The sequence below is a fragment of the Nocardioides sp. NPDC057767 genome (genome assembly GCF_042798275.1).
In the GTDB taxonomy this organism is placed as follows: domain Bacteria; phylum Actinomycetota; class Actinomycetes; order Propionibacteriales; family Nocardioidaceae; genus Nocardioides.
The window spans coordinates 14,825-36,378 of record NZ_JBHVKJ010000043.1 but is presented as its reverse complement, the minus strand read 5'-3'; the positions used below and the strand labels follow the sequence as shown (position 1 = coordinate 36,378).

24 protein-coding genes are annotated in these 21,554 nt (G+C 69.6%); 12 read left to right on the top strand and 12 right to left on the bottom strand.

Features of this window, described 5'->3' with window-relative positions:
• Position 1: 1 nt before the first annotated feature.
• From ACFVDI_RS20765 to ACFVDI_RS20745, 5 genes are read right to left on the bottom strand one after another with little or no spacing between them, the layout of a single operon-like run.
• Positions 2 to 442, bottom strand: coding sequence for a DUF3592 domain-containing protein (locus ACFVDI_RS20765; RefSeq protein WP_378909400.1), 441 nt, complete (start codon positions 440 to 442; stop codon positions 2 to 4).
• Between the two features lie 47 nt (positions 443 to 489).
• Complete coding sequence (locus ACFVDI_RS20760) at positions 490 to 1,989, bottom strand: acyl-CoA carboxylase subunit beta (protein ID WP_378909397.1); 1,500 nt, start codon at positions 1,987 to 1,989, stop codon at positions 490 to 492.
• On the bottom strand, positions 1,986 to 3,809 hold the full coding sequence (locus ACFVDI_RS20755) for an alkyl/aryl-sulfatase (protein ID WP_378909395.1): 1,824 nt from the start codon (positions 3,807 to 3,809) through the stop codon (positions 1,986 to 1,988). Before ACFVDI_RS20755 ends, ACFVDI_RS20760 begins: the two co-directional genes overlap by 4 nt.
• Positions 3,806 to 4,990 (bottom strand): acyl-CoA dehydrogenase family protein, encoded by a 1,185-nt coding sequence (locus ACFVDI_RS20750; protein ID WP_378909393.1) that lies wholly within the window; start codon positions 4,988 to 4,990, stop codon positions 3,806 to 3,808. Before ACFVDI_RS20750 ends, ACFVDI_RS20755 begins: the two co-directional genes overlap by 4 nt.
• Before the next feature lies 1 nt (position 4,991).
• Entirely contained in the window at positions 4,992 to 6,548 is a 1,557-nt protein-coding gene (locus tag ACFVDI_RS20745; RefSeq protein WP_378909390.1) for a class I adenylate-forming enzyme family protein, read from the bottom strand.
• 110 nt (positions 6,549 to 6,658) lie between these two features.
• On the opposite strand from ACFVDI_RS20745, the gene ACFVDI_RS20740 reads away from it, so the two are divergent.
• The 5 genes from ACFVDI_RS20740 to ACFVDI_RS20720 all read left to right on the top strand — a co-directional run bounded on the left by ACFVDI_RS20740 (position 6,659) and on the right by ACFVDI_RS20720 (position 9,889).
• Entirely contained in the window at positions 6,659 to 7,264 is a 606-nt protein-coding gene (locus tag ACFVDI_RS20740) for a TetR/AcrR family transcriptional regulator (RefSeq protein WP_378909387.1), read from the top strand.
• A 96-nt stretch (positions 7,265 to 7,360) separates the two neighbouring features.
• On the top strand, positions 7,361 to 8,710 hold the full coding sequence (locus ACFVDI_RS20735; protein ID WP_378909385.1) for an MFS transporter: 1,350 nt from the start codon (positions 7,361 to 7,363) through the stop codon (positions 8,708 to 8,710).
• Positions 8,707 to 9,075, top strand: a complete 369-nt coding sequence (locus ACFVDI_RS20730; RefSeq protein WP_378909383.1) for a YidH family protein — start codon at positions 8,707 to 8,709, stop codon at positions 9,073 to 9,075. The genes ACFVDI_RS20735 and ACFVDI_RS20730 overlap by 4 nt, the downstream gene beginning before the upstream one ends.
• Entirely contained in the window at positions 9,072 to 9,335 is a 264-nt protein-coding gene (locus ACFVDI_RS20725) for a DUF202 domain-containing protein (RefSeq protein ID WP_378909380.1), read from the top strand. The genes ACFVDI_RS20730 and ACFVDI_RS20725 overlap by 4 nt, the downstream gene beginning before the upstream one ends.
• 41 nt (positions 9,336 to 9,376) lie before the next feature.
• Positions 9,377 to 9,889: a hypothetical protein gene (locus ACFVDI_RS20720; protein WP_328530817.1), complete on the top strand. Its 513-nt coding sequence runs from the start codon at positions 9,377 to 9,379 to the stop codon at positions 9,887 to 9,889.
• Positions 9,890 to 9,946: 57 nt separating this feature from the next.
• On the opposite strand, the gene ACFVDI_RS20715 is transcribed toward ACFVDI_RS20720, so the two are convergent.
• Positions 9,947 to 10,456, bottom strand: coding sequence for a hypothetical protein (locus ACFVDI_RS20715; RefSeq protein ID WP_378909376.1), 510 nt, complete (start codon positions 10,454 to 10,456; stop codon positions 9,947 to 9,949).
• Between the two features lie 286 nt (positions 10,457 to 10,742).
• On the opposite strand from ACFVDI_RS20715, the gene ACFVDI_RS20710 reads away from it, so the two are divergent.
• On the top strand, positions 10,743 to 11,120 hold the full coding sequence (locus ACFVDI_RS20710) for a hypothetical protein (RefSeq protein ID WP_378909374.1): 378 nt from the start codon (positions 10,743 to 10,745) through the stop codon (positions 11,118 to 11,120).
• A gap of 36 nt (positions 11,121 to 11,156) precedes the next feature.
• Here ACFVDI_RS20710 and ACFVDI_RS20705 read toward each other — a convergent pair whose 3' ends face one another.
• Entirely contained in the window at positions 11,157 to 12,518 is a 1,362-nt protein-coding gene (locus tag ACFVDI_RS20705) for an FAD-binding oxidoreductase (protein WP_378909372.1), read from the bottom strand.
• A 194-nt stretch (positions 12,519 to 12,712) separates the two neighbouring features.
• Between ACFVDI_RS20705 and ACFVDI_RS20700 the strand changes: the two genes are divergently transcribed.
• Entirely contained in the window at positions 12,713 to 13,507 is a 795-nt protein-coding gene (locus ACFVDI_RS20700; RefSeq protein ID WP_378909370.1) for a class I SAM-dependent methyltransferase, read from the top strand.
• Here ACFVDI_RS20700 and ACFVDI_RS20695 read toward each other — a convergent pair.
• Positions 13,501 to 14,514 (bottom strand): tyrosine-type recombinase/integrase, encoded by a 1,014-nt coding sequence (locus ACFVDI_RS20695; RefSeq protein WP_378909367.1) that lies wholly within the window; start codon positions 14,512 to 14,514, stop codon positions 13,501 to 13,503. The two genes, ACFVDI_RS20700 and ACFVDI_RS20695, sit on opposite strands and share 7 nt — an antisense overlap.
• Before the next feature lie 84 nt (positions 14,515 to 14,598).
• Here ACFVDI_RS20695 and ACFVDI_RS20690 point away from each other — a divergent pair, with 84 nt between their 5' ends.
• Entirely contained in the window at positions 14,599 to 15,600 is a 1,002-nt protein-coding gene (locus ACFVDI_RS20690; protein WP_378909365.1) for an alpha/beta fold hydrolase, read from the top strand.
• Here ACFVDI_RS20690 and ACFVDI_RS20685 read toward each other — a convergent pair.
• Together ACFVDI_RS20685 and ACFVDI_RS20680 are read right to left on the bottom strand one after the other, a co-directional pair.
• Complete coding sequence (locus tag ACFVDI_RS20685) at positions 15,575 to 16,006, bottom strand: TraR/DksA family transcriptional regulator (protein WP_378909363.1); 432 nt, start codon at positions 16,004 to 16,006, stop codon at positions 15,575 to 15,577. The genes ACFVDI_RS20690 and ACFVDI_RS20685 overlap by 26 nt on opposite strands.
• On the bottom strand, positions 16,003 to 16,392 hold the full coding sequence (locus ACFVDI_RS20680; RefSeq protein WP_378909360.1) for an MmcQ/YjbR family DNA-binding protein: 390 nt from the start codon (positions 16,390 to 16,392) through the stop codon (positions 16,003 to 16,005). Before ACFVDI_RS20680 ends, ACFVDI_RS20685 begins: the two co-directional genes overlap by 4 nt.
• Positions 16,393 to 16,574: 182 nt before the next feature.
• On the opposite strand from ACFVDI_RS20680, the gene ACFVDI_RS20675 reads away from it, so the two are divergent.
• The 3 genes from ACFVDI_RS20675 to ACFVDI_RS20665 all read left to right on the top strand — a co-directional run bounded on the left by ACFVDI_RS20675 (position 16,575) and on the right by ACFVDI_RS20665 (position 19,718).
• Complete coding sequence (locus ACFVDI_RS20675; RefSeq protein ID WP_378909357.1) at positions 16,575 to 17,507, top strand: zinc metalloprotease; 933 nt, start codon at positions 16,575 to 16,577, stop codon at positions 17,505 to 17,507.
• Positions 17,508 to 17,601: 94 nt separating this feature from the next.
• Positions 17,602 to 18,219 carry a GyrI-like domain-containing protein gene (locus tag ACFVDI_RS20670; RefSeq protein WP_378909355.1) on the top strand — a complete coding sequence of 206 codons (618 nt, stop codon included), beginning with the start codon at positions 17,602 to 17,604 and terminating at the stop codon, positions 18,217 to 18,219.
• A 125-nt stretch (positions 18,220 to 18,344) separates the two neighbouring features.
• Positions 18,345 to 19,718: a lipase family protein gene (locus tag ACFVDI_RS20665; RefSeq protein WP_378909352.1), complete on the top strand. Its 1,374-nt coding sequence runs from the start codon at positions 18,345 to 18,347 to the stop codon at positions 19,716 to 19,718.
• On the opposite strand, the gene ACFVDI_RS20660 is transcribed toward ACFVDI_RS20665, so the two are convergent.
• The gene (locus ACFVDI_RS20660) at positions 19,709 to 20,260 is read right to left on the bottom strand and encodes a N(G),N(G)-dimethylarginine dimethylaminohydrolase (RefSeq protein WP_378909350.1); all 552 of its coding nucleotides are present in this window, start codon (positions 20,258 to 20,260) and stop codon (positions 19,709 to 19,711) included. The genes ACFVDI_RS20665 and ACFVDI_RS20660 overlap by 10 nt on opposite strands.
• A 163-nt stretch (positions 20,261 to 20,423) precedes the next feature.
• Here ACFVDI_RS20660 and ACFVDI_RS20655 point away from each other — a divergent pair, with 163 nt between their 5' ends.
• The gene (locus ACFVDI_RS20655; protein WP_378909347.1) at positions 20,424 to 21,050 is read left to right on the top strand and encodes a class I SAM-dependent methyltransferase; all 627 of its coding nucleotides are present in this window, start codon (positions 20,424 to 20,426) and stop codon (positions 21,048 to 21,050) included.
• Here ACFVDI_RS20655 and ACFVDI_RS20650 read toward each other — a convergent pair whose 3' ends face one another.
• A complete protein-coding gene (locus tag ACFVDI_RS20650) occupies positions 21,051 to 21,533 on the bottom strand; it encodes a GNAT family N-acetyltransferase (RefSeq protein ID WP_378909345.1) in 483 nt (160 codons plus the stop codon).
• Between the last annotated feature and the right edge of the window lie 21 nt (positions 21,534 to 21,554).

Sequence of the window (21,554 nt, the reverse complement as noted above, 5' to 3'; positions counted from 1 at the left end):
GTCAACGCACGCTGGCCTGCGTCAGGCCGAGGCCGATCATGGTGAACAGCGCACCGAACGCCGCGAACGCGATCGCGAACGGGATCACGCAGCCGATGGGGGTGCGCTCGCCGGCCACCATCGAGCGACTCGGATCGAGTGGGTCGACGACGATCGGTAGCGTGACGGGGGAGCCGTCGACCGCGAACCGCTTGCCGGAGAGGGTGCCTTCGTCGGCGTACTCCTCGCCGTTCGGACCCCGATACTCGTAGTGGGCGACCAGATAGGTGCGGGATCCGCCGTTGGAGCTGCTCCTCGTGCGGGTCTCGAACTCGCGGACGGTGGCGGTCGTCGGGGTCCAGCTCCGGAGGCGCTGTCGCTGGACGACGGTCGTCACGACCATCGCGATGCCGAAGCCGACGAAGGCCAGCCCGCCGAGGGCGAAGAACCATCCGATCCACATGGACGACATCGAACCACGAGGATCGGTGAGCGCCGCGCCGAACGCGCCTACCGCGCCCGGCGCAGTGTTGCGGCGATGACGGTGCGGGTCTCGGCGGGGTCGATCACGTCGTCGATCTCGAACACGCGTGCGGCGTTGAGGGCGCTGGCCTGCTTGCGGTACTCATCGGTGAGCGCGGCCACCCGCTCCTCGCGCTCCGCCTCCGGCATCGCCGCAAGCTCGGCGGCCATCGAGAGGCGCACGGCACCCTCCAGGCCCATCGGGCCGAGGTGGGCGTCGAGCCAGGCGACGGTGAGCAGCGGGCGGTGCGTGCTGCCGCCGAGCATCGCCTGCGCGCCGAGGCCGTAGCCGCGGCGCAGGATCACCCCGACCAGCGGGGTGGACAGCTGCGCGCCGGCGACAACCATCCGGGAGGCATGGCGGACCAGGCCGCCGCGCTCTGCCTCGGGACCGACCATGAACCCCGGGGTGTCGACCAGCGAGACCACCGGGAGGCGCCAGCGCTCGCACAGTGCGAGGAAGTCGGCGGCCTTGACCGAGGCGTCGCTGGTGAGCGCTCCGGCCAGGTGAGTGGACTGGTTGGCCACCACGCCGACCGCGATCCCGTCGATCCGCGCCAGCGCGGTGACCAGCTCGGGCGCGAACGCCTCCCGCAGCCAGGTGACCGAGTCGACGTCGGCGAGCGTCTCGACGACAGGGCGTACGTCGAAGCCCTCCCGGTCGTTGCGGGGGAGGATCGTGCGCAGATCGGTCTGGTCGACGGCCTCGCCGCCCTCGGCATTCGGCTCGAGGCAGGCGAGGATGCTGCGTACTGCCTCCACGGCAGCCGCCTCGTCCTCGACGACCAGGTCGATGACGCCGTTGGCGGCCTGGTCCTTGATCGGCCCGATCTCCTCGGGGGCGAAGCTGCCGAGACCGCCGCCGGCGATCATCGCGGGGCCGGCCATGCCGAGGTTGGCGTCGGGTGTGGCGATGCGGAGGTCGGCGCAGCCGGCGAGGACCGCGTTGCCGGCGAAGCAGCGCCCGGAGACGACCGCGATCCGCGGCACGACGCCTTCGAGCTCGCCCCAGAGCGCGAACGAGCCGACGTCGAGCGCGGAGACCAGCGGGATGTCCGTGTCGCCGGGACGACCGCCGCCGCCCTCGGTGAAGAAGACGGTGGGCAGCCGCATCCGGCCGATGATCTCGATGAGCCGGTCCGACTTGCGATGCCCGCGCATCCCCTGCGTACCGGCCATCACCAGGTAGTCGTAGGACAGCACCGCGCACGGCTTCCCGTCGATCGTCGCGGTGCCACCGATGATCCCGTCGGCGGGTGTCTCGACGACGAGGTCGGCCAGGTCGCGTCGCCGCTCCTGGGCGGCGGTGATGAACCTCCCGTACTCGACGAACGAGCCCGGGTCGACCAGGTCGGCGATGTTCTCCCGAGCCGTACGCCGCCCCTTGCCGTGCCAGCGGGCCACCTTGTCGGCGCGCGCCGCGTCCGTGGTGAGGAAGCGGCGCGCGTGCAGCTCGGTCAGCCCGGTCGCGGGTGTGTCGTCGGTCACCCGGACACGATAGGGAACGCCGGGTCGGGCGCCTCGAGCACCCCCAGCAGCCGCTGGAGCACGCCGAGGTCACCGGAGTGCTCGATCCCGTCGAGGCTCCGCGTGCCGAGCAGCCCGGCGAGCCGGCGTCGGGTGAGGGTCAGGGTCAGGTCCGCGGTCGGGTCCGGGGCACTGTCCCGCCGGTGCACGAGCACCCCGTTGCGCAGCCGGGCGTGCCACCAGCCGCCCTCGGCCGCGTCGTCGTGATCGGTGAGGTGCCAGTCGATGCGCAGATCGAGGTCCCATGCCCGAGGGCCGTCGACCCGGATCGCCAAGGATTCCAGCAGCTGCGTGACCATGAGGGCGGCGAGCAGGCCCCGACCGCCTCCGCGGGGCGGCACCTGCGGGCCGTCGAGGAGCTCGCTGGCCCCGGTGAGGTAGACGTTGCGCCAGGTGGCGTTCTCCGCGCCGTGCCCGAGCCGGGTGTAGACCTCGGCCAGCAGCTCCCGTGCCGCACGCTCCGACGGCTCCGCGAAGACCACGTGGTCGAGCAGCGTCGCCGCGAACCGCAGGTCTCCGCCCTCCCCGCTCGCGACGAGCGCCCGGGCGTGGTCCACCGCGGCATCCACGCCACCGAGCAGCCGCACCCAGTGCCCGCCCTCCTCGGCAGGAGGCAGCTCCCACAGATGGGCCGGGTTGGCGTCGTACCAGCCCAGGTAGCGCTGGTAGATCCCCTTCACGTTGTGGCTCAGCGAGCCGTAGTAGCCGCGGGTGGAGGGCTGCGCGTCGAGCGCCGGCGGGAGGACGAGCTCCTCGGCGATCTGCTTCGGCGTCAGACCACGGTTGATGAGACGTACGGTCTGGTCGTGCAGGTAGGCGTAGACGTCGCGCTGCCCGGCGATGAACGCCTCGATCCGCTCCGCGCCCCACGTCGGCCAGTGATGGGTCGCGAACGCGACGTCGGCGCGTGCGGCGAACAGGTCGATCGCCTCGGTGAGGTAGCGCGCCCACAGCCGGGCGTCGCGCACCTCGGCGCCGCGCAGGGTGATGATGTTGTGCAGGGAGTGGACGGCGTTCTCGGCCAGGAGCAGTGCCCGCCGGCCGGGGAGATAGATGTTCATCTCCGCCGGGGCCTCGCTGCCCGGTGTCAGCTGGAACTCCATCTCGACGCCGTCGATCACCCGTGTCTCGCCGGTGCGGGTGATCGAGTCGGTCGGCTCGGCCAGCCCGATGGTGCCCGACGCCAGGCGCGGGCCCAGACCACAGCCGATGTGGCCGTCCGGTGCGATCGGCAGCACGCTGCCGTACATGAAGGTCGATCGCCGGTTCATCGCGGGACCGACGTAGACGTTCTCCGAGACCGCGTGCTCCAGGAACCCCTCCGGTGCCAGCACAGGTACGTCACCGCCGGCGGCCGCGAGCACGCCGGCGATCCCGCCGAAGTGATCGGCGTGCGGATGCGTCAGCACCACCCCGGTGACCGGCCGGTCACCACGGTGCTCGCGGTAGAGCCCGAGCGCGGCCGCTGCGGTCTCGGCCGTGGTGAGGGTGTCGATCACGATGATCCCGCGCTCGCCCTCGAGGATGGTGAGGTTGGCGAGGTCGAGGCCGCGGACCTGGTAGATGCCGTCGGTGACCTCGAACAGACCCTGCAGCGAGGTGAGCCGGCTGTGCTGCCACAGCCCGGCGTGCGCAGTGTCCGGGACGGGGGAGTCGAGGAAGGCGTCGGCGCCCGCGTCGAACACGACGGTGCCGTCGGCCCGCGTCACGACGCCGGGCTTCAGCGCGGCCACGAACCCACGGTGGGCGTCGGCCTCCTCCTGGTGGAAGTCGGTCATCATGCCCCCAGCGCCTTCACCAGATCGCGGATGACGCCGTTGCGCTGGATCTCCGAGGAGCCGGTCAGCACCCGGAACATCCGCAGTCGCCGCCAGATCACCTCGATCTCCGCGCCCCGGACCATCCCGGCCTTGCCGTGCAGCTGCAGAGCCGCATCGGCGATCTCGAAGGACCGCTCGGCCACGAACAGCTTGCACATGAACGACTCGATCCGCGGGCGCCTTCCGGCGTCCAGGTCGGTCAGGGCGGCGTAGGTCATCGACCGGGCGGCGTAGTAGTCGGTCGCCATGTCGGCGAGCCGGTGCTGGATCGCCTGCTTCTCCAGCAGCAGCCCGTCGAAGACGGTGCGGTGGGCGGCGTGGTCGAGCGCCAGCGTGAGCGCCCGCCGCGCCGCACCGAGCGCGGTCGGGCAGTGCAACAGACGATTGGCGGTGACCCGGCCGAGTGCGATCCGCAGGCCCTGGCCGACCTCGCCGAGCAGGTTCTCCTGCGGCACGAAGCAGTCCTCGAGCACGACGTCGCTCTCGATGTTCTGCCCCGACAGCGGCAGATCGCCGGGCAGCACCCGGCAGCCGGGGGAGTCGAGGTCGACGAAGAACGCGGCGTACGACTCCTCCTCGCCCGCCATCCGGGCAACCAGGATCGCGAAGTCGGCGAAGGTGCCGCCGGTGCTGAACACCTTGTGCCCGCTGACCAGGAAGCCGCCCGGCGTCGGGGTGGCGGTGGTCCGCATCCGGCGCACGTCGGAACCGGCGTCGTCCTCGGTCATCGAGAAGCAGCAGGCGCGCTCGCCACGGACGACCGGCATCAGGTACTTCTCCACCTGGTGCTCGGTCGCGTGTTCGAAGATCGCACCGACCCGGAGCGGGCCGCCCATGTCGCCGAGGACGCTGGTGGCGAGCTGGCGGCCAGAGGCGCCGATCTCCTCCTTGAGCGCTGCCAGCTCGGTGAAGCTCAGACCTTGTCCGCCGAGCGACTCCGGCAGGTGGATGCCGTAGAAGCCGAGCTCGCGGCTGCGCCGCCACACCGGCTCCAGCATCGAGCGCTCCAGCGGCGTCTCCGGGCCCAGCCCGAGGCCGCGCTCGTAGTCGGCGAGCTCGCCGTCGAGGTAGTCCCGCAGCCGGGTGACCAGCTCGTCCAGGCGTGGGTTGTCGGGGTAGGACGGGATGAGGGAGAAGGTCATCTCAGCCGACCTTCCGCTCGGTGCCGGCCCAGTCGCGCTCGCGCAGGGCACGCCGGTCGACCTTGCCGTTGCGGTTGACGGGCAGCGCGTCGGCGAACTCGATGATCCGGGGCACCTTCACCCCCGAGAGCCGGGTGCGGCAGAAGTCACGCAGCTCCTCCTCGGTCGCGGTGGTGCCGGCGGTGAGGCAGACGTACGCCTTCACCGTCTCGCCCCACTTCTCGCTGGGCACGCCGACGACACAGGCCTCGCTGACCGCCGGGTGCTCGTAGAGCGCGGCCTCGACCTCGGAGCAGTAGACGTTGTAGCCGCCCGAGATGATCATGTCCTTCTTCCGGTCCACGATGAAGACGAACCCGTCCTCGCGGATCCGGCCGAGGTCACCGGTGTGCACCCAGCCGTCACGGAAGGTCTCGGCGGTCGCCTCGGGGGCGTGGAAGTACTCCCGTACGCAGTCGGGTCCGCGCGCCACGATCTCGCCGATCTCGCCGGCGGGCAGTGGGTTGTGGTCCTCATCGACCACGATCACCTCGGTGTCGTAGACCGGACGCCCGCAGGAGAGCAGCAGCTCCGGGTCCGACTCGATGCCGCGGACGACGTCCTCGGAGCTGAGGAACGTGATCGCACTGGTGGTCTCACCCTGTCCATAGCCCTGGTTGACCACGGGGCCGAACGTCTCCACGGCCTCGCGCAGCCGCGCCGGGCTGACCGGGGCGCCACCGACGGTGATGCTCTGCAGCGCGGAGAGGTCGCGATCGGGCAGTGTGGGGGAGGCGAGGACCAGGTTGAGCATGACGGGGACGACGAAGGTATGGGTCACCCGCTCGCGCTCGAGCGTGTCGAGGTAGGCCTCGACCTCGAACGCCGGCAGCACGACCACGGCCGCACCGCGGAAGAGGCAGCCGAGGATCACCATGCCGCTGGCGTGGGTGATCGGACCAGGGGCGAGGTAGACGGCCTCGGCCGACAGCGAGCCGTAGGGGTTCATGGCCAGCTTGCGCATGTTCGCGAGCCGGTTGCCGACCGTCTGGACTGCCGCCTTGAGCGTGCCGGTCGAGCCGGAGGTGAAGTTGAGGACGGCCGGGGCGTCCTCGTCGACGTCGACGGCGACCGGTTCGGTGGAGCCTTCGGCGAGCAGTGCGTCGTACGCCGCGATGCCGGTGGCGCTGTTGTCGAGGTCGACGATCAGGCAGTCCAGGCCGTGCGCGTCGACGATCTTGCGGACCAGCTCAAGGTGGGCGCCGCCGGTGAAGACGACCCGCACGGCCGCGTCGAGCAGCACGTGCTCGACCTCGGCCGCCGCGAGCCGGGCACTGATCGGGACCCGGAGCGCGCCCGTCTTGCAGATCGCCATCTCCGCGACGACCAGCTCGCCACGGTTGGTGGCCAGGGTGGCGACGGGAGTGCCCGGCGTGCAGCCGCGGGCGATGAGTGCGGCGGCGAGGCGGTTGGTGTCGTCCTCGAGCTGGCGGTAGGTCCATCGGTCGGTGCCGGAGACCAGGGCTGTGGCGTCTGGGGTGAATGTCGCGGTGCGGGTCAGATAGCTACCGAGATTCACGGGTGCCCTCCTGGTGGTCGGGGTTCGCTGCTGTGAGCGCGGTCACCAAGATAATAGACATCGTGTCCAGAAACAGTCCAGCCGTCCGGCATAGTGCTAGAACAGTGCCCATGACGGTGGTTGAAGACCGGCGCAGCCGGCGAACCCGAGGAGCGCTCCGTGATGCGCTCGTCTCCCTGGTGCTCGAGTGTGGCTATGCCGCGGTGACGGTGGAGGACATCGTCACCGCGGCAGACGTGGGGAGGGCGACGTTCTACACGCACTTCAAGGACAAAGAGGCGCTCTATGACCATGTGGTGTCCTCGGTGCTGCAGGAGCTCGAGGCGCGGTTGGCGGAGGTGCTCGCGCCAGAGGACGCCGGGTTCACCGGGCAGCCGGTGGCCGAGGTCTTCCGGCACGCCAGCGAGCGGCCCGATGCGTACCGGATGATCCTGCGGGGAGAAGGGGACGGCCGTGGCCTGCGGGCGTTCGAGGACGCCTGGAGCGCGACCGCCCACGAGATCTTCTCGGCACGGGTGAAGGCGAACGCCGTGCGCCCACGGGTGGATCTGCAGGTGCTGGCCCGGGCCTGGGTCGGCGAGCAGATGGCGGTGCTGCTGTGGTGGCTGGATGCACCGGAGCCGCGGCCGGCCACCGACCAGGTCGTCGAGACGCTCGTCGAGCTCTCGCGTCGGGGCCGCCTCTGGGCGACGGGATTCGACCCCGACGGCCGCTGACATGGGTGCGGTGCTGGGCGCGGTGTTGGACGCGGTGTCTTGTGTGGTGCGGGTCACTCGACCTACAGTCAGACGTGACGACCGTTACTAGACATCGTGTCTAGCACCTTGAAGGGCGGATCCCCGTTGTCCTACCGCACCCTGCTCACCGAGTACCCAGTCGGAGCACGCCGCCGCGTACTGCTGGCTGTCGTCGTGCTCGCCCTGTTCATCTCGGCGTTCGAGGGCCAGCTGGCTCCCGTGCTGCCACTGCTGCTCGACGACCTCGGGATGTCGCTCGAGACCTACGGCCTCATCACGGCCACGTCACTGGTCTTCGGGGCCCTCGCCGGCTACCTGGGCGGCGAGCTCGCCGACCGGGTGGGCCGAGTGAGGATCCTGGTCCCGTTCATGTTCCTCTCCGCTGCCGCCTGCCTGTTCATGGCGACCGCGGACTCGGTGGGCCACTTCGCGCTCGCCCGGGTCGTGCTCGCGTTCGTCGAGGGCGTCGCTGTCGCCGGCACCCAGCCGCTCATCCGCGACTTCACCCCGCGCATGGGCCGCGCCCAGGCCTTCGCGTTCTGGAGCTGGGGCTCGGTGGGGGCCAACTTCTTCGCCGCCGCCGTCGCCTCGGCCACGCTGGGTATCTTCGGCAACCAGTGGCGATCGCAGCTGTTCATCATGGCCGGGGCCGCGCTGGTCGGAGCGATCGTGGTCGCCCTCACCCTGCGCGACCTCGCCCCGGAGGTCCGCCGCGCCGTACGCCTCACCGAGCGGGAGGCTCACACGGTCCAGGTGCCGCAGGGCACGAAGGGCCTGCGCCTCCTCCTCGCGCGTCGCGCATTCTGGACGCACGTGCTCGCGATGTCGTTCCTCTACGTCCTGCTGGCCACGATGAACGCCTATGCCCAGACGATGCTCGTCCAGCAGTTCGGCGTCTCGGTGCGAGCCGCGTCGGCGATGACGATGGTCTTCTGGCTGAGCAACCTCGCCCTCAGTCTGGTCTTCGCCCGACTCTCCGACCGTACGCAGCAACGGAAGGTGTTCATGGTCGGCGGCGGCGTCGCCGCGGCGGTCTTCCTCGGCGCCTTCCTGGCGCTGATGGGCCGGGGGAGCGAGGCGTCCTCGAGCGTGGTGGTCGTCCTCTTCGTCGGCATCGGCGTAGCCCTCGCTGCGACCTTCGGTCCGTGGATGGCGAGCTTCTCCGAGCATGTCGAGGAGGTCCACCCCGACATCCAGGGGCGGGCCTTCGGTCTCAACCACCTGCTCAACCGCACCTTCATCCTGGCCACCGTGCTCTTCGCGCCGCGGGTCGTCGAGGCGACGGGTGGCTGGGAACGGTGGATGACGCTCGCCTGGGTGGCCACGGTCCTGTTCGCTGTCACCGCGGCGCTCGTCCCCGGACTGACCATCCGCCGCCCTCGGGTCGACGCGGACGCCGAGGCCGTCACGCAGCCCGCCTCGTGATCCGCGGGCTCCGCGGTCGGCTGGACAGCTGGCTCTACGGCGAGACCGAGGAACCCGATGTCAGGTTCACCCTGGCCAACGAGCGCACGTTCCTGGCCTGGATCCGCACCTCGCTCGCATTCCTCGCCGTCGCGGTCGCCCTCGACACCCTGGAGGTCGGCGGCGGCACGACGCTGGCCGTGCTCGCCCCGCTCAGTCTCGCGATCCTCGCCGCCGGCTGTGCGGCCTGGTCCTGGTGGAGCTGGGTACGCAGCGAACGCGCGATCCGCCGGCGCGCTGCCCTTCCGACCCGCCGGGCCCCGCTTCCCCTGGTGTTCGGCGTGCTCGGGTCCGTCGCGCTCGTCTCGATGGCACTGCTGGTGTGAGTGGGGGAGACCCGGGGCTGCAGCCCGAGCGGACCGAGCTCGCCTGGCGGCGTACGCACCTGTCGCTCGTCGTCGCCGCGCTCGTCGTCGTCCGCCATCCGCTGACCGACGGTCAGCTGTGGTGGCGTCTCGGTGCGGCGCTGGCGGTGGCCGGACTGGCTGCGTACCTGCTTCTGGGACGCCGTCGCGTCCTGGCCACCGCCGCGGTTGCGACCGCGATCGCACTCGTCGAGGTGCTCGGGACCGCGGCCGCCGTGTAGCCGCCCTTGAATTCGTCTCGTCGCGGGGTAAGCATGATTACATGCTTACAAGCGAGTTGCGCGGGTGGTTCAGCGGACGGCTGCCCGATGGCGTGTACGACGAGATCGTCGATGTGGTGGTCGACCGCGAGGAGATCACCGTCGTCGGGCGGATCCAGGAGCCGAAGACCGCCGAGGGCGCTTCGGACGAAGAGAGAGCAGCGGCCAACGAGGGGCGAGCGAGCGAGTTCCGCGAGCGCACCCGCGAGGACCGGATGGCCGTGGCACGGCAGGCGGAGCGGCGGTTCGACCGGAAGGTCTCCTGGGGCGTGGAGATCGGGGGAGAGCGGCACATGTTCACCACGGTCTCCGCGCCGGTGATGACCCGGCTGCGTCAGCCCGAGCGTAAGGTCCTCGATCTCCTCGTCTCCGGCGGTGTCGCCAGGAGCCGGAGCGATGCGCTCGGCTGGTGCGTCAAGCTGGTCCAGCAGCACTCGAGCGAGTGGCTCGAGGAGCTCCAGGAGTCGCTGGTCAACGTCGAACGGGTACGTGCCAACGGTCCCGACAAGGGATGAGACCTCCATCGGGGCCGGCCCGATGGAGGTCTCGACAGCGGTGTCGCGAAGAGGTCGTCAGTCGACGGGTTCGCCAAAGGCGTGGGTGCCCGGGAGGGCGATCGTCGCCAGGGTGTCCTCATCGGCGATCGAGATGCTCGACCACGTCGACACCGTGTGCTTCGCCGTCTGCCCTCTGGGGCAGTCGAGCACGGTGCCGGGGGCGGGTGCGGTCACCGTCAAGGACCCGGTCACGTTGCCGTTCCTGGCGGCCTTGAACTCGCCGGACTTCGAGTAGTCACCGCTGACCACGGTCTTCTTGGGGTCATCCGGATTGTGGCCACCGCGGTTGACGCACTGATAGGTCGCCTCGAGGTGGGCGGTCACGGTGATCGTCTCGACCGCACCGCTCTCGAGGCCGGCCTCCTTGAACGCGACCGTGATCGAGGAGAGGTCGGCGTCGGTGACCTTGGTCAGGTGCTTGATGAAGTGCGGGCTGCCGCTCGCCGATGCCGGCGCGGCAGCCAAGACCGTGACGCCGGCAGCGACAGCGATCGCCGTGCAGATGCTCTGGATGCGCATGCTCATGTTCCCCCGATAGATGAATGTGCTGGGCGCAGTTGCTCGGACGCCGGGAGTCTGACACGTCGATTCGAGGCGGAGCCATAGTCATTTCAGTTCATTTAGGCGACGACGACGGGAAACGCGCCCAAACACGGTTAAAGGATTTTCAATGAACGAAGCCGGACCGCATCGATGAGATAGGTGCGTCGTTCGTCGCCTGACTGCTGACCTTCGTCCTTGCGGCGGCCGTCGCGGCAGGACCACGATCGGATCGGAGCCATCGGTGCGCACAGATGGGGGTGACGGCGTGATGTCCGGACCTGCAGCGCCACCGCCTGCAGAGGCGGGTGGATCGGCTCGCCGTGTCCTGCGTACGGGCTGGGTGGCGTTCGCGCTTCTTCCTGTCGCGTTCGTGGCAGCCGAGATCTTGGGTGATTGGCTGCTCTCGGTCCAGGGATACTCGAGCGGAGACGAGGACGTGCCCACGGCCGTCGCGCTCAGAGCGGGGCTTCCCGCGCTCCTGGTGCTGATCACGCCCCCGGTCGCCGGAGCTTGGTGTGGCCGCAAGGCTGAGCGTCTTGGCCACCCAGGAGGTCGCCCGCTGTTCATCGTCGGAGCTGTGGTGGCGGCAGCCTCGGTCTCCCTCAACCTCGTGCAGGTGCTCGCCTCATGGGTTCTCGAGCTCTGACCTGTGCCGGCCACGGGCGCCGAGGCTTCGATACCCCTAGGGCTTGATGTTCTGGTTGTGGCTGAACAGATTCCCCGGGTCGTAGGTCTGCTTGATCTGCCTGAGTCGCGCGTAGTTGCTGCCATAGGTGTCGGTGACGCGGCCCTGGTCGTCGTCGGACATGAAGTTCACGTATCCGCCGGCCTCGGAGTGCGGGGTGAGGGCGGCGGCGTAGTCGCGGACCCAGGCGATGTTGGCGGCGTCCTCGGAGGCGTCGGGCCAGGCGGAGACGATGACCGTCGAGAACGTCGCGTGCCGGTAGGAGAACGCGGTGTCCGTCGCGCCAACGCGGGAGGCGGCGCCGTTGATGGGGTACAGGTGCATGGTCGAGCTCGCGTTCGGTGCCTTGGGGCCGTGGGCCAGGTGCACGTCGATGGCCTCGTCGGTCAGCTCGGTGACGTAGTTGCCCTTCCAGTAGCTGCGTACGCCACGGGGGAACAGGTCGTCGAAGGCGCCGTTGAGCCACGGGTACGGCATGGGCTCGACGAGCTCGCCCACGCGTGGCGCGAGGTCACGGAACGGCCGCATCACTGCCTCGCCCTCCTCGATCGGACCGCACCAGTGGACGATGGCGACGCAGAACGTGTCGCCGTGGCGCTTCTCGGGGAGGAACGGCAGGGGAGGAGCCACCTGGAATGCCGGGAAGCCGCCGCACCGCTCGTCGGCTTCGGTGACCCAGGTGCGGAAGAGGCGGAGCAGGTCGCCGGCGTGCTCGAGCTCGTAGAAGAAGAGTCCGACGACCACCTGGTCCACCGGGTGCAGGTCGAACTCGAAGGTGGTGACCACCCCGAAGTTGCCGCTGCCACCACGAAGCGCCCAGAACAGGTCGGGGTTCTCGGAATCGCTGGCGCGACGCAGCTGCCCGTCCGCGGTGACGACGTCGGCCGAGCGCAGGTTGTCGATCGTGAGCCCGAAGCCGCGGGTGAGATAGCCGATGCCGCCACCGAGCGTGAGGCCGCCGACGCCGGTCGTCGACACGATCCCGCCCGGCACGGCCAGGCCGTGCGCATGCGTGACGTCGTTGAGGTCGGCCAGCGTCGCGCCGCCAGCCACGCGAGCGGTCCGAGCGGCGGCGTCGACCTCGACGGAACGCATGGGGGACAGGTCGATCACGAGGCCGTCGTCGATCGTCCCGAAGCCCGGAGCGCTGTGCCCGCCGCCCCGTACGGCCAGCGGCAGGCCGACGTCTCGTGCGAAGTTCACCGCGGCGGTGACGTCGTCCGAGCTCTCGGCCGGAACGACAGCGGCTGGCCGCCGGTCGATCATGCCGTTCCAGACGGCTCGAGCGACGTCGTAGTCGGAATCCTCGGGCGTGATCACCCGGGTCACGTGCTTGCGAAGTTCGTTGATGGATGTCATGTCGCCAGCGTCATCCGCTGCCGTCGCAGCGATCTGTCCTGAAGCACCACGTCATCGAGTTCCGGTACGCAGCCCCGAAAGCGCGGGGGACCACCCGAGAGAGGTGCCTTCCCGTGGAGATTGACATAATGTGCATTATCGGCGACTAGATGCTGAGCGGCGAGGCCGTCCTGCGGCGGTTAGAGTGCACTGCTGTGAAAGAGGACTTCGACCCAGTTGCGCACAACCGGGTCGCCTGGGACGGACTGGTCGACAGCGACAACGAATGGTCTCGGCCGGTCGGCCCCGAGGTCATCGCCCGGGCACGTGCCGGCGACTGGTCCGTGGTGCTCATCGGCCACGAGCCGACGCCACGTGAATGGCTGCCCGCCGACCTGAGCGGCGTCCGCGTGCTCTGTCTCGCGTCCGGCGGCGGTCAGCAGGGTCCGATCCTTGCGGCAGCGGGCGCCACGGTGACCGTCTTCGACAACTCGCCCAAGCAACTGGCACGCGACGACGAGGTGGCCGCTCGTGAGGGCTTGGCGCTGCGTACCGTGCTGGGCGACATGCGTGATCTGGGCGCCTTCGACGACGCCGACTTCGACGTCATCGTCAACCCGGTCTCGAACGTGTTCTCCCCGGACCTGGCGCCGGTGTGGAACGAGGCGTTCCGCGTGCTGCGTCCCGGTGGGACGCTCCTGACGGGATTCATGAACCCGGATGTCTACATCTTCGACGAGGTGGCGCTCGACCGTCGCGAGCTGGTGGTGCGCCACCGGCTGCCGTTCAGCTCGCTCGACCTCTCCGAGGCGGATCGTATGCGCGCCTACGGAGACGGCCCGATCGAGTACAGCCACTCGCTGACCGAGCAGATCGGCGGGCAGCTGGCCGCCGGGTTCGTCCTGACCCATCTGACCGAGGCCCCGCACCATGCGGACGTCACCGCGCAGCACCTCTCGGCCTACATCGCCACCCGGGCGGTCAAGCCACCCGTCGCCCCGGGTCACTGAGGTTCCCTGGCAGCCGTTTCCCGCAGCACCTCACGCGCTGGCGAGAGCAGGACGGCGTCGCGGGTGTCGGCAGCGGTCGCCTTGACGTAGATCCCTGTCGTCTTGAGGTCTTCGTGGCCGAGCAGTCCTTGAACGGCAGGCACTGGTACGCCGGAACGGATCAGTCCCTTGGCGGCGCTGTGCCGGAAGGCATGCGCGGCTTCACCAGGCTGCTTAGGGACGCCGGCGAGGCGGATCCAGGTCTCGACCAGGTGGTTGAGCGCGCCCGGACGCAGCTGCTTGCCCGAGGTCAGCACGAACAGGCTGTCGGCCGCGTCACGAGCGCCGAAGCGTGCCTCGAGCTCGGCCAGATAGAGATCGACGGCCTCGACGGCCTCTGGTGGCAACGGCAGGTTGCGCTGCTTGTCTCCTTTGCCGATGACCCGCACCAGTGTCTCGCCGTCTGGCTCGCGGCGGATGGAGCCGACGGTCAGGCCGCAGAGCTCCGCGGCACGTACGCCGGTGGTGACCAGGACCGCGAAGATAGCCCGGTCGCGGGCCGGCCAGCGGCGCCGGTCGGTGCCTTCGCGTGGGGTCGAGGCGACCCGTGCCAGCCGGCGGAGCTCGTCGACGCTCCAGCCGGCCGGCAGGCGGCTGGGTCGTTCCGGAGCCTCGATACGCAACGTGGGATCCACCAGCAGATGCCCCTCCAGCTGCAGCCAGTGGGTGAAGAGCCGCAACGTGCCGACCCGGCGCTGGCAGGTCGCCGCGGCAGAGTTCTCACGCAGTGACCTGTAGGCGATGCGTACGTTCTGGTCGGTCAGCTCCGAGATCGGGACCAGCGCCAGCACGTCGGAGTCAGGCTCGCCACCGGCGTCGACGTGGAGCTGCCGGGCCCAGGCGGCGATGTCCTGCCGGTAGGCACGGCGTGACCTGTCGTTGAGGCCGCGCCGCGTGAGGGTGGCCCGGTCGGTCAGGAAGTCCTCGACGACGTCGCCGAACATCACACCATCGTCAGGTACGCTCACATTCCCCGATATTACACTCTTTTCGAACATTTCTACGATAGGGGGTACTATCGCGGATCTCGGATGAGGTGGCAGACTCCAGCCGTGCCCGACACCGCTGTGACTCACCACACCGAGAACGTCAACGGGATCGACCTGCACTGGGTGGAGGCAGGGCCGGCAGACGGCCGGCTCGTGATCCTGGTGCACGGGTTTCCGGAGTCCTGGTACTCGTGGCGGCACCAGATCGCCGCGCTCGCCGATGCGGGCTACCGGGCGGTCGCGATCGACGTGCGCGGATACGGCGGATCCTCGAGACCGAGTGCCATCGAGGACTACCGGATGCTGCGCCACGTCGGCGACAACGTCGGCTTGGTGCATGCGCTGGGTGCGGAGACGGCCACCATCGTCGGACACGACTGGGGCGCTCCGATCGCCTGGACATCGGCGCAGCTGCGGCCGGATCTCTTCACCGCTGTGGCCGGTCTGTCGGTGCCGTTCAGTCCCTCCGGGCGCCGTCGGCCGACGGAGGCGATGGCCCAGGCCGGCGGTGACGACGAAGACTTCTACATCTCCTACTTCCAGGCTCCGGGTGTCGTCGAGGCCGAGATCCTGCCCGACGTACGCCGCTGGCTGCTGGGCATCTACTACTCGATCTCGGGCGACGGCGTGCTCGCCGCCGGTAGGGGTCCGCGCGGGGCGCTCGGGCTGGTGCCACGTGGCGACCGGCTCTCGGACCAGTTCGTCTACCCGGTCGGGATGCCCGAGTGGCTGACCGAGGCCGATGTCGACTTCTACGCCGGCGAGTTCGCCGGCTCCGACTTCTTCGGTCCGCTCGCCCGCTACCGCAACATCGATCGCGACTGGGAGGATCTCGCGGCCTTCAGCGACGTGCCGATCACCGTGCCGTCGCTCTTCGTCGCCGGCGAGTACGACGGCCCGGCGATCACCGGTCGGCGTCAGATCGAACGTTTCGACAAGACCCTGCCCGGCCTCACGCGGTCGGTGGTACTCCCCCGGTGTGGGCACTGGGTCCAGCAGGAGCGTCCCGCGGAGACCAACCAGCTCCTTCTCGAGTTCCTCACGGCGGCTTCCCGGCGCAGCTGATGCAGGTGCGGGCCACCGGGCGCGCTTCGAGCCGCCCCTCGGCGATCGGACGGCCGCATTCCTCGCAGATCCCGTACGTGCCCGCGCCCAGGCGCTCCATGGCCGCCTCGATCTCGGCGAGATGCTCTCGCGCCTGACGTACGAGTGCTTGGACCTGGGACCGCTCGAAGGCGATCGTCGCTCCCTCCGGATCGTGCTCGTCGTCGGCGTTGGTGTCGCGCGAGGCCGCGACGACTGCGTCGAAGTCGGCGCTCAGGTCCGCCAGGCGCGCAAACGTCTGCCGGCGCTCCGCCTCGAGCCGTACGCGAGCCTGTTCCATTCGGAGGCGCTTGGCCGACCCTCTCCCCGAGACGGCTGCGTCCGCGCGGCAGCAGCGCGAGTCCGTGCTCTCCTCGGCCGGGATCATCGCTCTCCTCGGTTCATCGGGTGGTCGGGTCCGGGACCGTCGGGGTGGGTGAGGTCGTAGGCCGCGGCGACCTTCTTCGGTACGCAGAGCCGCCAGGCGTCCACGACGAACTCGCACGCCTCGATCGGGTCGAGCTCACCGAGAGAGGACTCGACCCAGTTGAACCGCATCTCCGACTCCCGGGGCAGGTGGAACTTGTCGGGTGCGCCGGCGACCAGCGCGGCCCGCTCCTCCTTCGGGAAGCCGAAACCCATCTCGGTCTCGTCCAGGGAGAAGGCGACGTAGACGATCGAACCGACCCGGAACTTCAGCCGGCCGCGTACGAAAACCTCGTAGGACCTTTCGAGGCTCGAGCCGAGCCACCGGACATCTTCCACAGTTGCCATGGTTCGGAGCGTACGCGTGTCGGAATGGCGACGGCGTCCGTTACCAATCAGTTAAATCCCTCCGGCGACGGACAAATCTGGAGACGTTACATTCCCGTGCAATGAAATTTGGTGTTGAGTCAGCGTTCGAAATCCGTGCCCCAGACCCCGTGGGCCCGGACTGAGTGAGAGGACCTCATCACATGACGTTGAACCGTTCAGCTCGCATCGCAGCCACGGCGGTCAGCCTGGCGCTCGGTGCCGCCTCGGTGGCCATGACCGCCGTCCCGGCAGCGGCGTGGGCACCGCAGGAGTCGAAGGCAGCCTGCATCGAGCCGACTGACCATGACGAGGCCGACGCCGCCCGAGGTGGCTCCGGCGGGGACCACCGCGACATCTCCGCGGCGGAGCAGAAGCGGATCGAGGCCCGCACCGCGGCGATCCTGGCCAAGAAGGGCAGCAACGCGCGCACTGCGGCCACCGTTCCCGTCTATGTCCACAAGATGCTCGGCACGGACGGTTCCGGCGACGTGACCCAAGCGCAGATCGACGCGCAGATCGCCGAGCTCAACCAGGACTTCGCGGGTCAGGAGCTGCCCGGCACGGCTGCGGACACCGGGTTCACGTTCACCCTCGCCGGCGTCGACACCTACTACAACAACCAGTGGCACAAGGACCGCCAGTCGACGACGTACCGCACCCAGACCCGTCTGGGCGGCAGGAACGCGCTCAACATCTGGCTCGTCGACTTCGGTTACCTCGGCATCGCGACGTTCCCGTGGGACTACGCGCGCAACCCGGGCATCGACGGTATCCGCGTGCAGTACAGCTCGCTTCCCGGCGGCTCGGCGACCAACTACGACCAGGGCAAGACCGCGACCCACGAGGCCGGTCACTGGTTCGGGCTCTATCACACCTTCCAGGGCGGCTGCACCGCGACCAACGACGAGGTCGAGGACACCCCGGCTCAGGCCAGCTCGACCTCGGGCTGCCCCACCGGCCGTGACTCCTGCAGCCTGCCCGGCCTCGACCCGATCCACAACTACATGGATTACAGCTACGACAGCTGCTACAACCAGTTCACCCCGGGTCAGAGCACCCGGATGGACCAGATGTGGGCGGCGTACCGAGCCTGATCATCGGGCCTCATCATCACTGCTGCTCGCCTGGCGCGTCCTGCGTGACTCGCCAGGCGAGCAGCTTCCCCGTCCGGAGCGTCATCATGTGTCCATGGCGACGAAGACGGATCTGAAGAAGACGCTCGACGGCTATCGGGCGCGGCGGGGCGAGTTCCGGGTGCTCGAGGTGCCGCCACTCCCCTACCTGATGGTCGACGGGCACGGTGATCCCAACACCGCCCAGGAGTACGCGGACGCGCTCGCGGCGCTGTACCCGGTGGCGTACAAGCTGAAGTTCGCCAGCAAGAAGGACGGCCGCGACTACGTGGTGCCGCCACTGGAGGCGCTGTGGTGGGCCGAGGACATGGACGCGTTCACCCGGGCGCGGGACAAGTCGCAGTGGGACTGGACGGCGATGATCATGACCCCGAACTGGATCACCGAACAGATGATCGAGGCCGCGCTCGCGACGGTCGCCGCCAAGGACCGCCCGGCAAGCCTGGACAAGGTCCGCCGGGAGACGCTGAACGAAGGCACCTGCGTGCAGACCCTGCACATCGGGCCGTACGACGCCGAGGGCCCGATCCTCGAGGAGATGCACGAGCGGTTCATCCCCGAGCGCGGACTGCGGATGACCGGGAAGCACCACGAGATCTACCTCGGCGACCCGCGTCGGGTCGAGCCCGCGAAGCTGCGGACGATCCTGCGTCAGCCGGTCATGACTGCATGACCGAACCGGCACCGTCATTTCGGTGTACGAATGTTGACTGAAACTCTTGTCGGCGTGAGCGCGGTCACATTACTCTTCAGTAACTCGGGACGGAGCAGTCCCGCTCACGTGAGGAGAGTTCCCCCATGCCTCTGCACGCATCGAGGATGTTCGTCAAGCGTCCGGGCCGGCACGCGGTACGCATGCTCGCCACTGCCCTGGCTGTCGCCGCCGTCACCCCGGCCGCACTGGCCGCCCCTGCCGCAGCCGCCGAAGCCGGCACCTCCGTGGTGTCCCGCGGCGTCGAGATCCCACCGTTCTACAACCCGCCGGCGAGCCTTCCGGCGGCCGACGGAGCGCTCGTACGCACCGAACCCCTCCGCCTCGGCTTCGGACTGTCGATCCCCGGCGTCGGGTCACTGCCCGGCACCGCGACCCGGGTCATGTACAAGACGACCGACAACAACGGTGCCCCCACCGCGGTGACCGGTGCCTACATCGAGCCGTTCGCCGCCTGGAGCGGTGCCGGCGACCGTCCGCTCGTGGTCGTCGCGCCCGGCACCATGGGCCAGGGCGACCAGTGCTCGGCCTCGCTCGGCCTCGAGCGACCCATCTTCTTCAACGGCAGGACCGTCTCGGTGGGTTACGAGGACATCGGGATCTACCGACTGCTCCTTCGCGGCGTGGCGGTGATGGTGACCGACTACGTCGGCCTCGGCGCCACCGACAGGCTGCACACCTACGTGGACCGGGTCGACGGCGGCCACGCCGTCCTCGACGCGGCGCGCGCCGCCCGCAGCGTTCCGGATGCGTCGGTGACCAGCGGGTCGCGGGTCGCGCTCTACGGCTACAGCCAAGGTGGCGGCGCGACCGGGTCGGCCTCCGAGCTCGCCGCGGAATATGCACCCGACGTCAACCTCGTCGGCGCCTATGTCGGCGCACCACCGGCCGACCTGCGGGCGACAGCGGAGGGCATCGACGGGTCGGCCCTGGTGGCGGCGCTCGGCTGGACGATCAACGGCCTGGCCCAGTCCAACCCGGAGCTGCAGCCGATCCTCGACGAGAACCTCAACGCCAAGGGGAAGGCGGCCCTCGAGGACCTGGCGACGGCCTGTGTCGGGGACGGGATCATCCGCTATCCGTTCCAGCGGAGCAGCAGCTGGACCACGACCGGCGAGAGCCTCGACGACATCATCGAGCGGGAGCCCACGGTGCAGGCGATCATGGCCGAGCAGAAGCTCGGGAACCTGGCGCCGCGGATCCCGGTCCGCCTGGCCACAGGCACCGAGGACGACATCGTCCCGCACGACCAGGCCCGTCAGCTGGCCGTCGACTGGTGCGGTCAGGGATCCAGGGTGACCTACCAGGCCGTGGTGCTGCCCGACCTCGGCGACGGGCTGATCACCAACCACATCACGCCGCTCCTGGTCGACCAGACCGCCGCGGTCAACTGGATCACCGACCGCGTCAAGGGCGTCGCGGCCGGATCCACCTGCGCGACGCTGCCGAGTCAGCCCTGAGCGGCTCGTAGCCGCACGGACAGGCAGGTGACACAGCCCTCGAGCTTCTCGAACTCGGAGATGTCGACCGCCACCACCGTGTAGCCACGCTCCTCGAACATCGCCCGGCTCAGCGGCGCCGAGGAGGCCATCAGCAGCGTGTCGTCGTCGAGGACGACGACGTGGGAGCCCGACTCCTCCGGGACCGGCAGGAACCGGGCTCCCCACACGGCCGGGTCGTCGACGAGCGGTTCGTGGCCGATCACGGTGCCGTCGGGTAGCGCGGTGACGGCCGACTTCAGATGGAGCACCTTCGAGAGCGGGACGGCGACGACCTCGCCGCCCAGCGGCCCGAGCAGCGCGCGGAGCTGGGCGATCCCCTCGGCGTTCGTGCGCCCGCCCTCCCCCACCCAGACGGTCCCGCCGTGCTTGAGCACGTCGCCGCCGTCGAGCGTGCCGGGCTCCTCGATACGGGCGATATCGACGTCGACCGGCGCCCGCTCGATGTGGGTGACGAGCCCGTCGGCGAGGCGGGGCGAGGGGCGGCGTACGAGAGCGTGCATGGGTGAAGTATCCCTACCCGATCCAGAAACCGGAGCTCGTTCCCGAGCTGCTCGTCGGGACAGGCGAGGTGGTGCGGGCAGCGTGATCATCGCCGGTCGGGGAACCACACGCCCTGCTGCGATCGCACCAGGATTTGCTCGGGACGCGGGCTAGATTGAGGCCATGAGCGAGCACGAGGGACGCGAGATGTTCGAGCCGGAGTCGTGGGAGGAGCGCTACGCCGGTGAGGAGAAGGTCTGGAGCGGCAACCCCAACCCTCAGCTCGTCGCCGAGATCGCCGCGCTGACGCCGGGGACGGCGCTGGATGTCGGCTGCGGCGAGGGCGGCGACGTCATCTGGCTGGCGCAGCAGGGCTGGACGGTCACCGGCGCCGACTTCGCCGCGAACGGGCTTGCTCGAGCCAAGCGGCACGCCGAGGAGGCCGGGGTGGCGCAGCGTACGTCGTGGTGGCAGGTGGACGCCCGCACTCTCGACGCCGAGGGCCGAGCGTTCGACCTGGTCACGTGCCACTTCCTGCACACGCCCGACGGGAGCATGGTCGAGGTCGCCGGGCGCCTGGCAACCGCGGTCGCGCCCGGAGGCCATCTCCTCGTGGTCGGCCACGCACCGTCGGAGGTCTTCGCGCGCCACAGCCACCACGACGCGATGTTCCTCGCCGCCGACCTGCTCCCCGGGCTGCCGGAGGACTTCGAGCCGGTCGTGGTCGAGCAGCGCCCCCGCCTGACCATCCGCGACGGCGTCCCGGTCGAGATCGACGACTCGACGCTGCTCGCGCGGCGTACGGCCTGACTAGGCCCGGACCATCCGTCGGTGGAGGCCGACGGACTCGGCCTTGGTCTCACCGTCGAACCGAAACCCCTGGCGCTCGTAGAACGCGATCGCCCGCTGGTTGCCGTCGAGGACCCACAGGTATGCCGCCGACGACCCGATCGCCTCCTCGAGCAGCCGACGACCGAGGCCGGTGCCGTACCTCTCCGCGCGGACGTAGAGGGCGGAGAGCTCCAGCGGCGGCACCCCGGCATCGGCGTCACGACCCGGTCCGGCGCTCGCGAAGCCGAGCAGCCGGCCCGGATCGTCGCCCTCGGCGACCAGGGTGGTGAACGGGCCGGTCCCGAGGTTCGTACGCCACCGGTCGACCCGCTCGGCCCGCAGGGAGCGGCGCTCGGTGAAGATCGGGTCCGGTATCAGGCCGGCGTACGCCTCCTCCCACACATCGAGGTGGAGATCGGTCAACGCCTCGGCGTCATCGGCGAGAGCCGCTCGGATCAGCATGTCGCGAGGATAGGGAGAACC

Coding starts and splice junctions, on each gene's coding strand:
- ACFVDI_RS20655 (WP_378909347.1), top strand. CDS start 20,424: ATGAGCGAGCACGAGGGACGCGAGATGTTCGAGCCGGAGTCGTGGGAG.
- ACFVDI_RS20710 (WP_378909374.1), top strand. CDS start 10,743: ATGTCCGGACCTGCAGCGCCACCGCCTGCAGAGGCGGGTGGATCGGCT.
- ACFVDI_RS20675 (WP_378909357.1), top strand. CDS start 16,575: ATGACGTTGAACCGTTCAGCTCGCATCGCAGCCACGGCGGTCAGCCTG.
- ACFVDI_RS20705 (WP_378909372.1), bottom strand. CDS start 12,518: ATGACATCCATCAACGAACTTCGCAAGCACGTGACCCGGGTGATCACG.
- ACFVDI_RS20650 (WP_378909345.1), bottom strand. CDS start 21,533: ATGCTGATCCGAGCGGCTCTCGCCGATGACGCCGAGGCGTTGACCGAT.
- ACFVDI_RS20660 (WP_378909350.1), bottom strand. CDS start 20,260: ATGCACGCTCTCGTACGCCGCCCCTCGCCCCGCCTCGCCGACGGGCTC.
- ACFVDI_RS20665 (WP_378909352.1), top strand. CDS start 18,345: ATGCCTCTGCACGCATCGAGGATGTTCGTCAAGCGTCCGGGCCGGCAC.
- ACFVDI_RS20765 (WP_378909400.1), bottom strand. CDS start 442: ATGTGGATCGGATGGTTCTTCGCCCTCGGCGGGCTGGCCTTCGTCGGC.
- ACFVDI_RS20670 (WP_378909355.1), top strand. CDS start 17,602: ATGGCGACGAAGACGGATCTGAAGAAGACGCTCGACGGCTATCGGGCG.
- ACFVDI_RS20715 (WP_378909376.1), bottom strand. CDS start 10,456: ATGAGCATGCGCATCCAGAGCATCTGCACGGCGATCGCTGTCGCTGCC.
- ACFVDI_RS20740 (WP_378909387.1), top strand. CDS start 6,659: ATGACGGTGGTTGAAGACCGGCGCAGCCGGCGAACCCGAGGAGCGCTC.
- ACFVDI_RS20755 (WP_378909395.1), bottom strand. CDS start 3,809: ATGATGACCGACTTCCACCAGGAGGAGGCCGACGCCCACCGTGGGTTC.
- ACFVDI_RS20685 (WP_378909363.1), bottom strand. CDS start 16,006: ATGATCCCGGCCGAGGAGAGCACGGACTCGCGCTGCTGCCGCGCGGAC.
- ACFVDI_RS20720 (WP_328530817.1), top strand. CDS start 9,377: ATGCTTACAAGCGAGTTGCGCGGGTGGTTCAGCGGACGGCTGCCCGAT.
- ACFVDI_RS20750 (WP_378909393.1), bottom strand. CDS start 4,990: ATGACCTTCTCCCTCATCCCGTCCTACCCCGACAACCCACGCCTGGAC.
- ACFVDI_RS20680 (WP_378909360.1), bottom strand. CDS start 16,392: ATGGCAACTGTGGAAGATGTCCGGTGGCTCGGCTCGAGCCTCGAAAGG.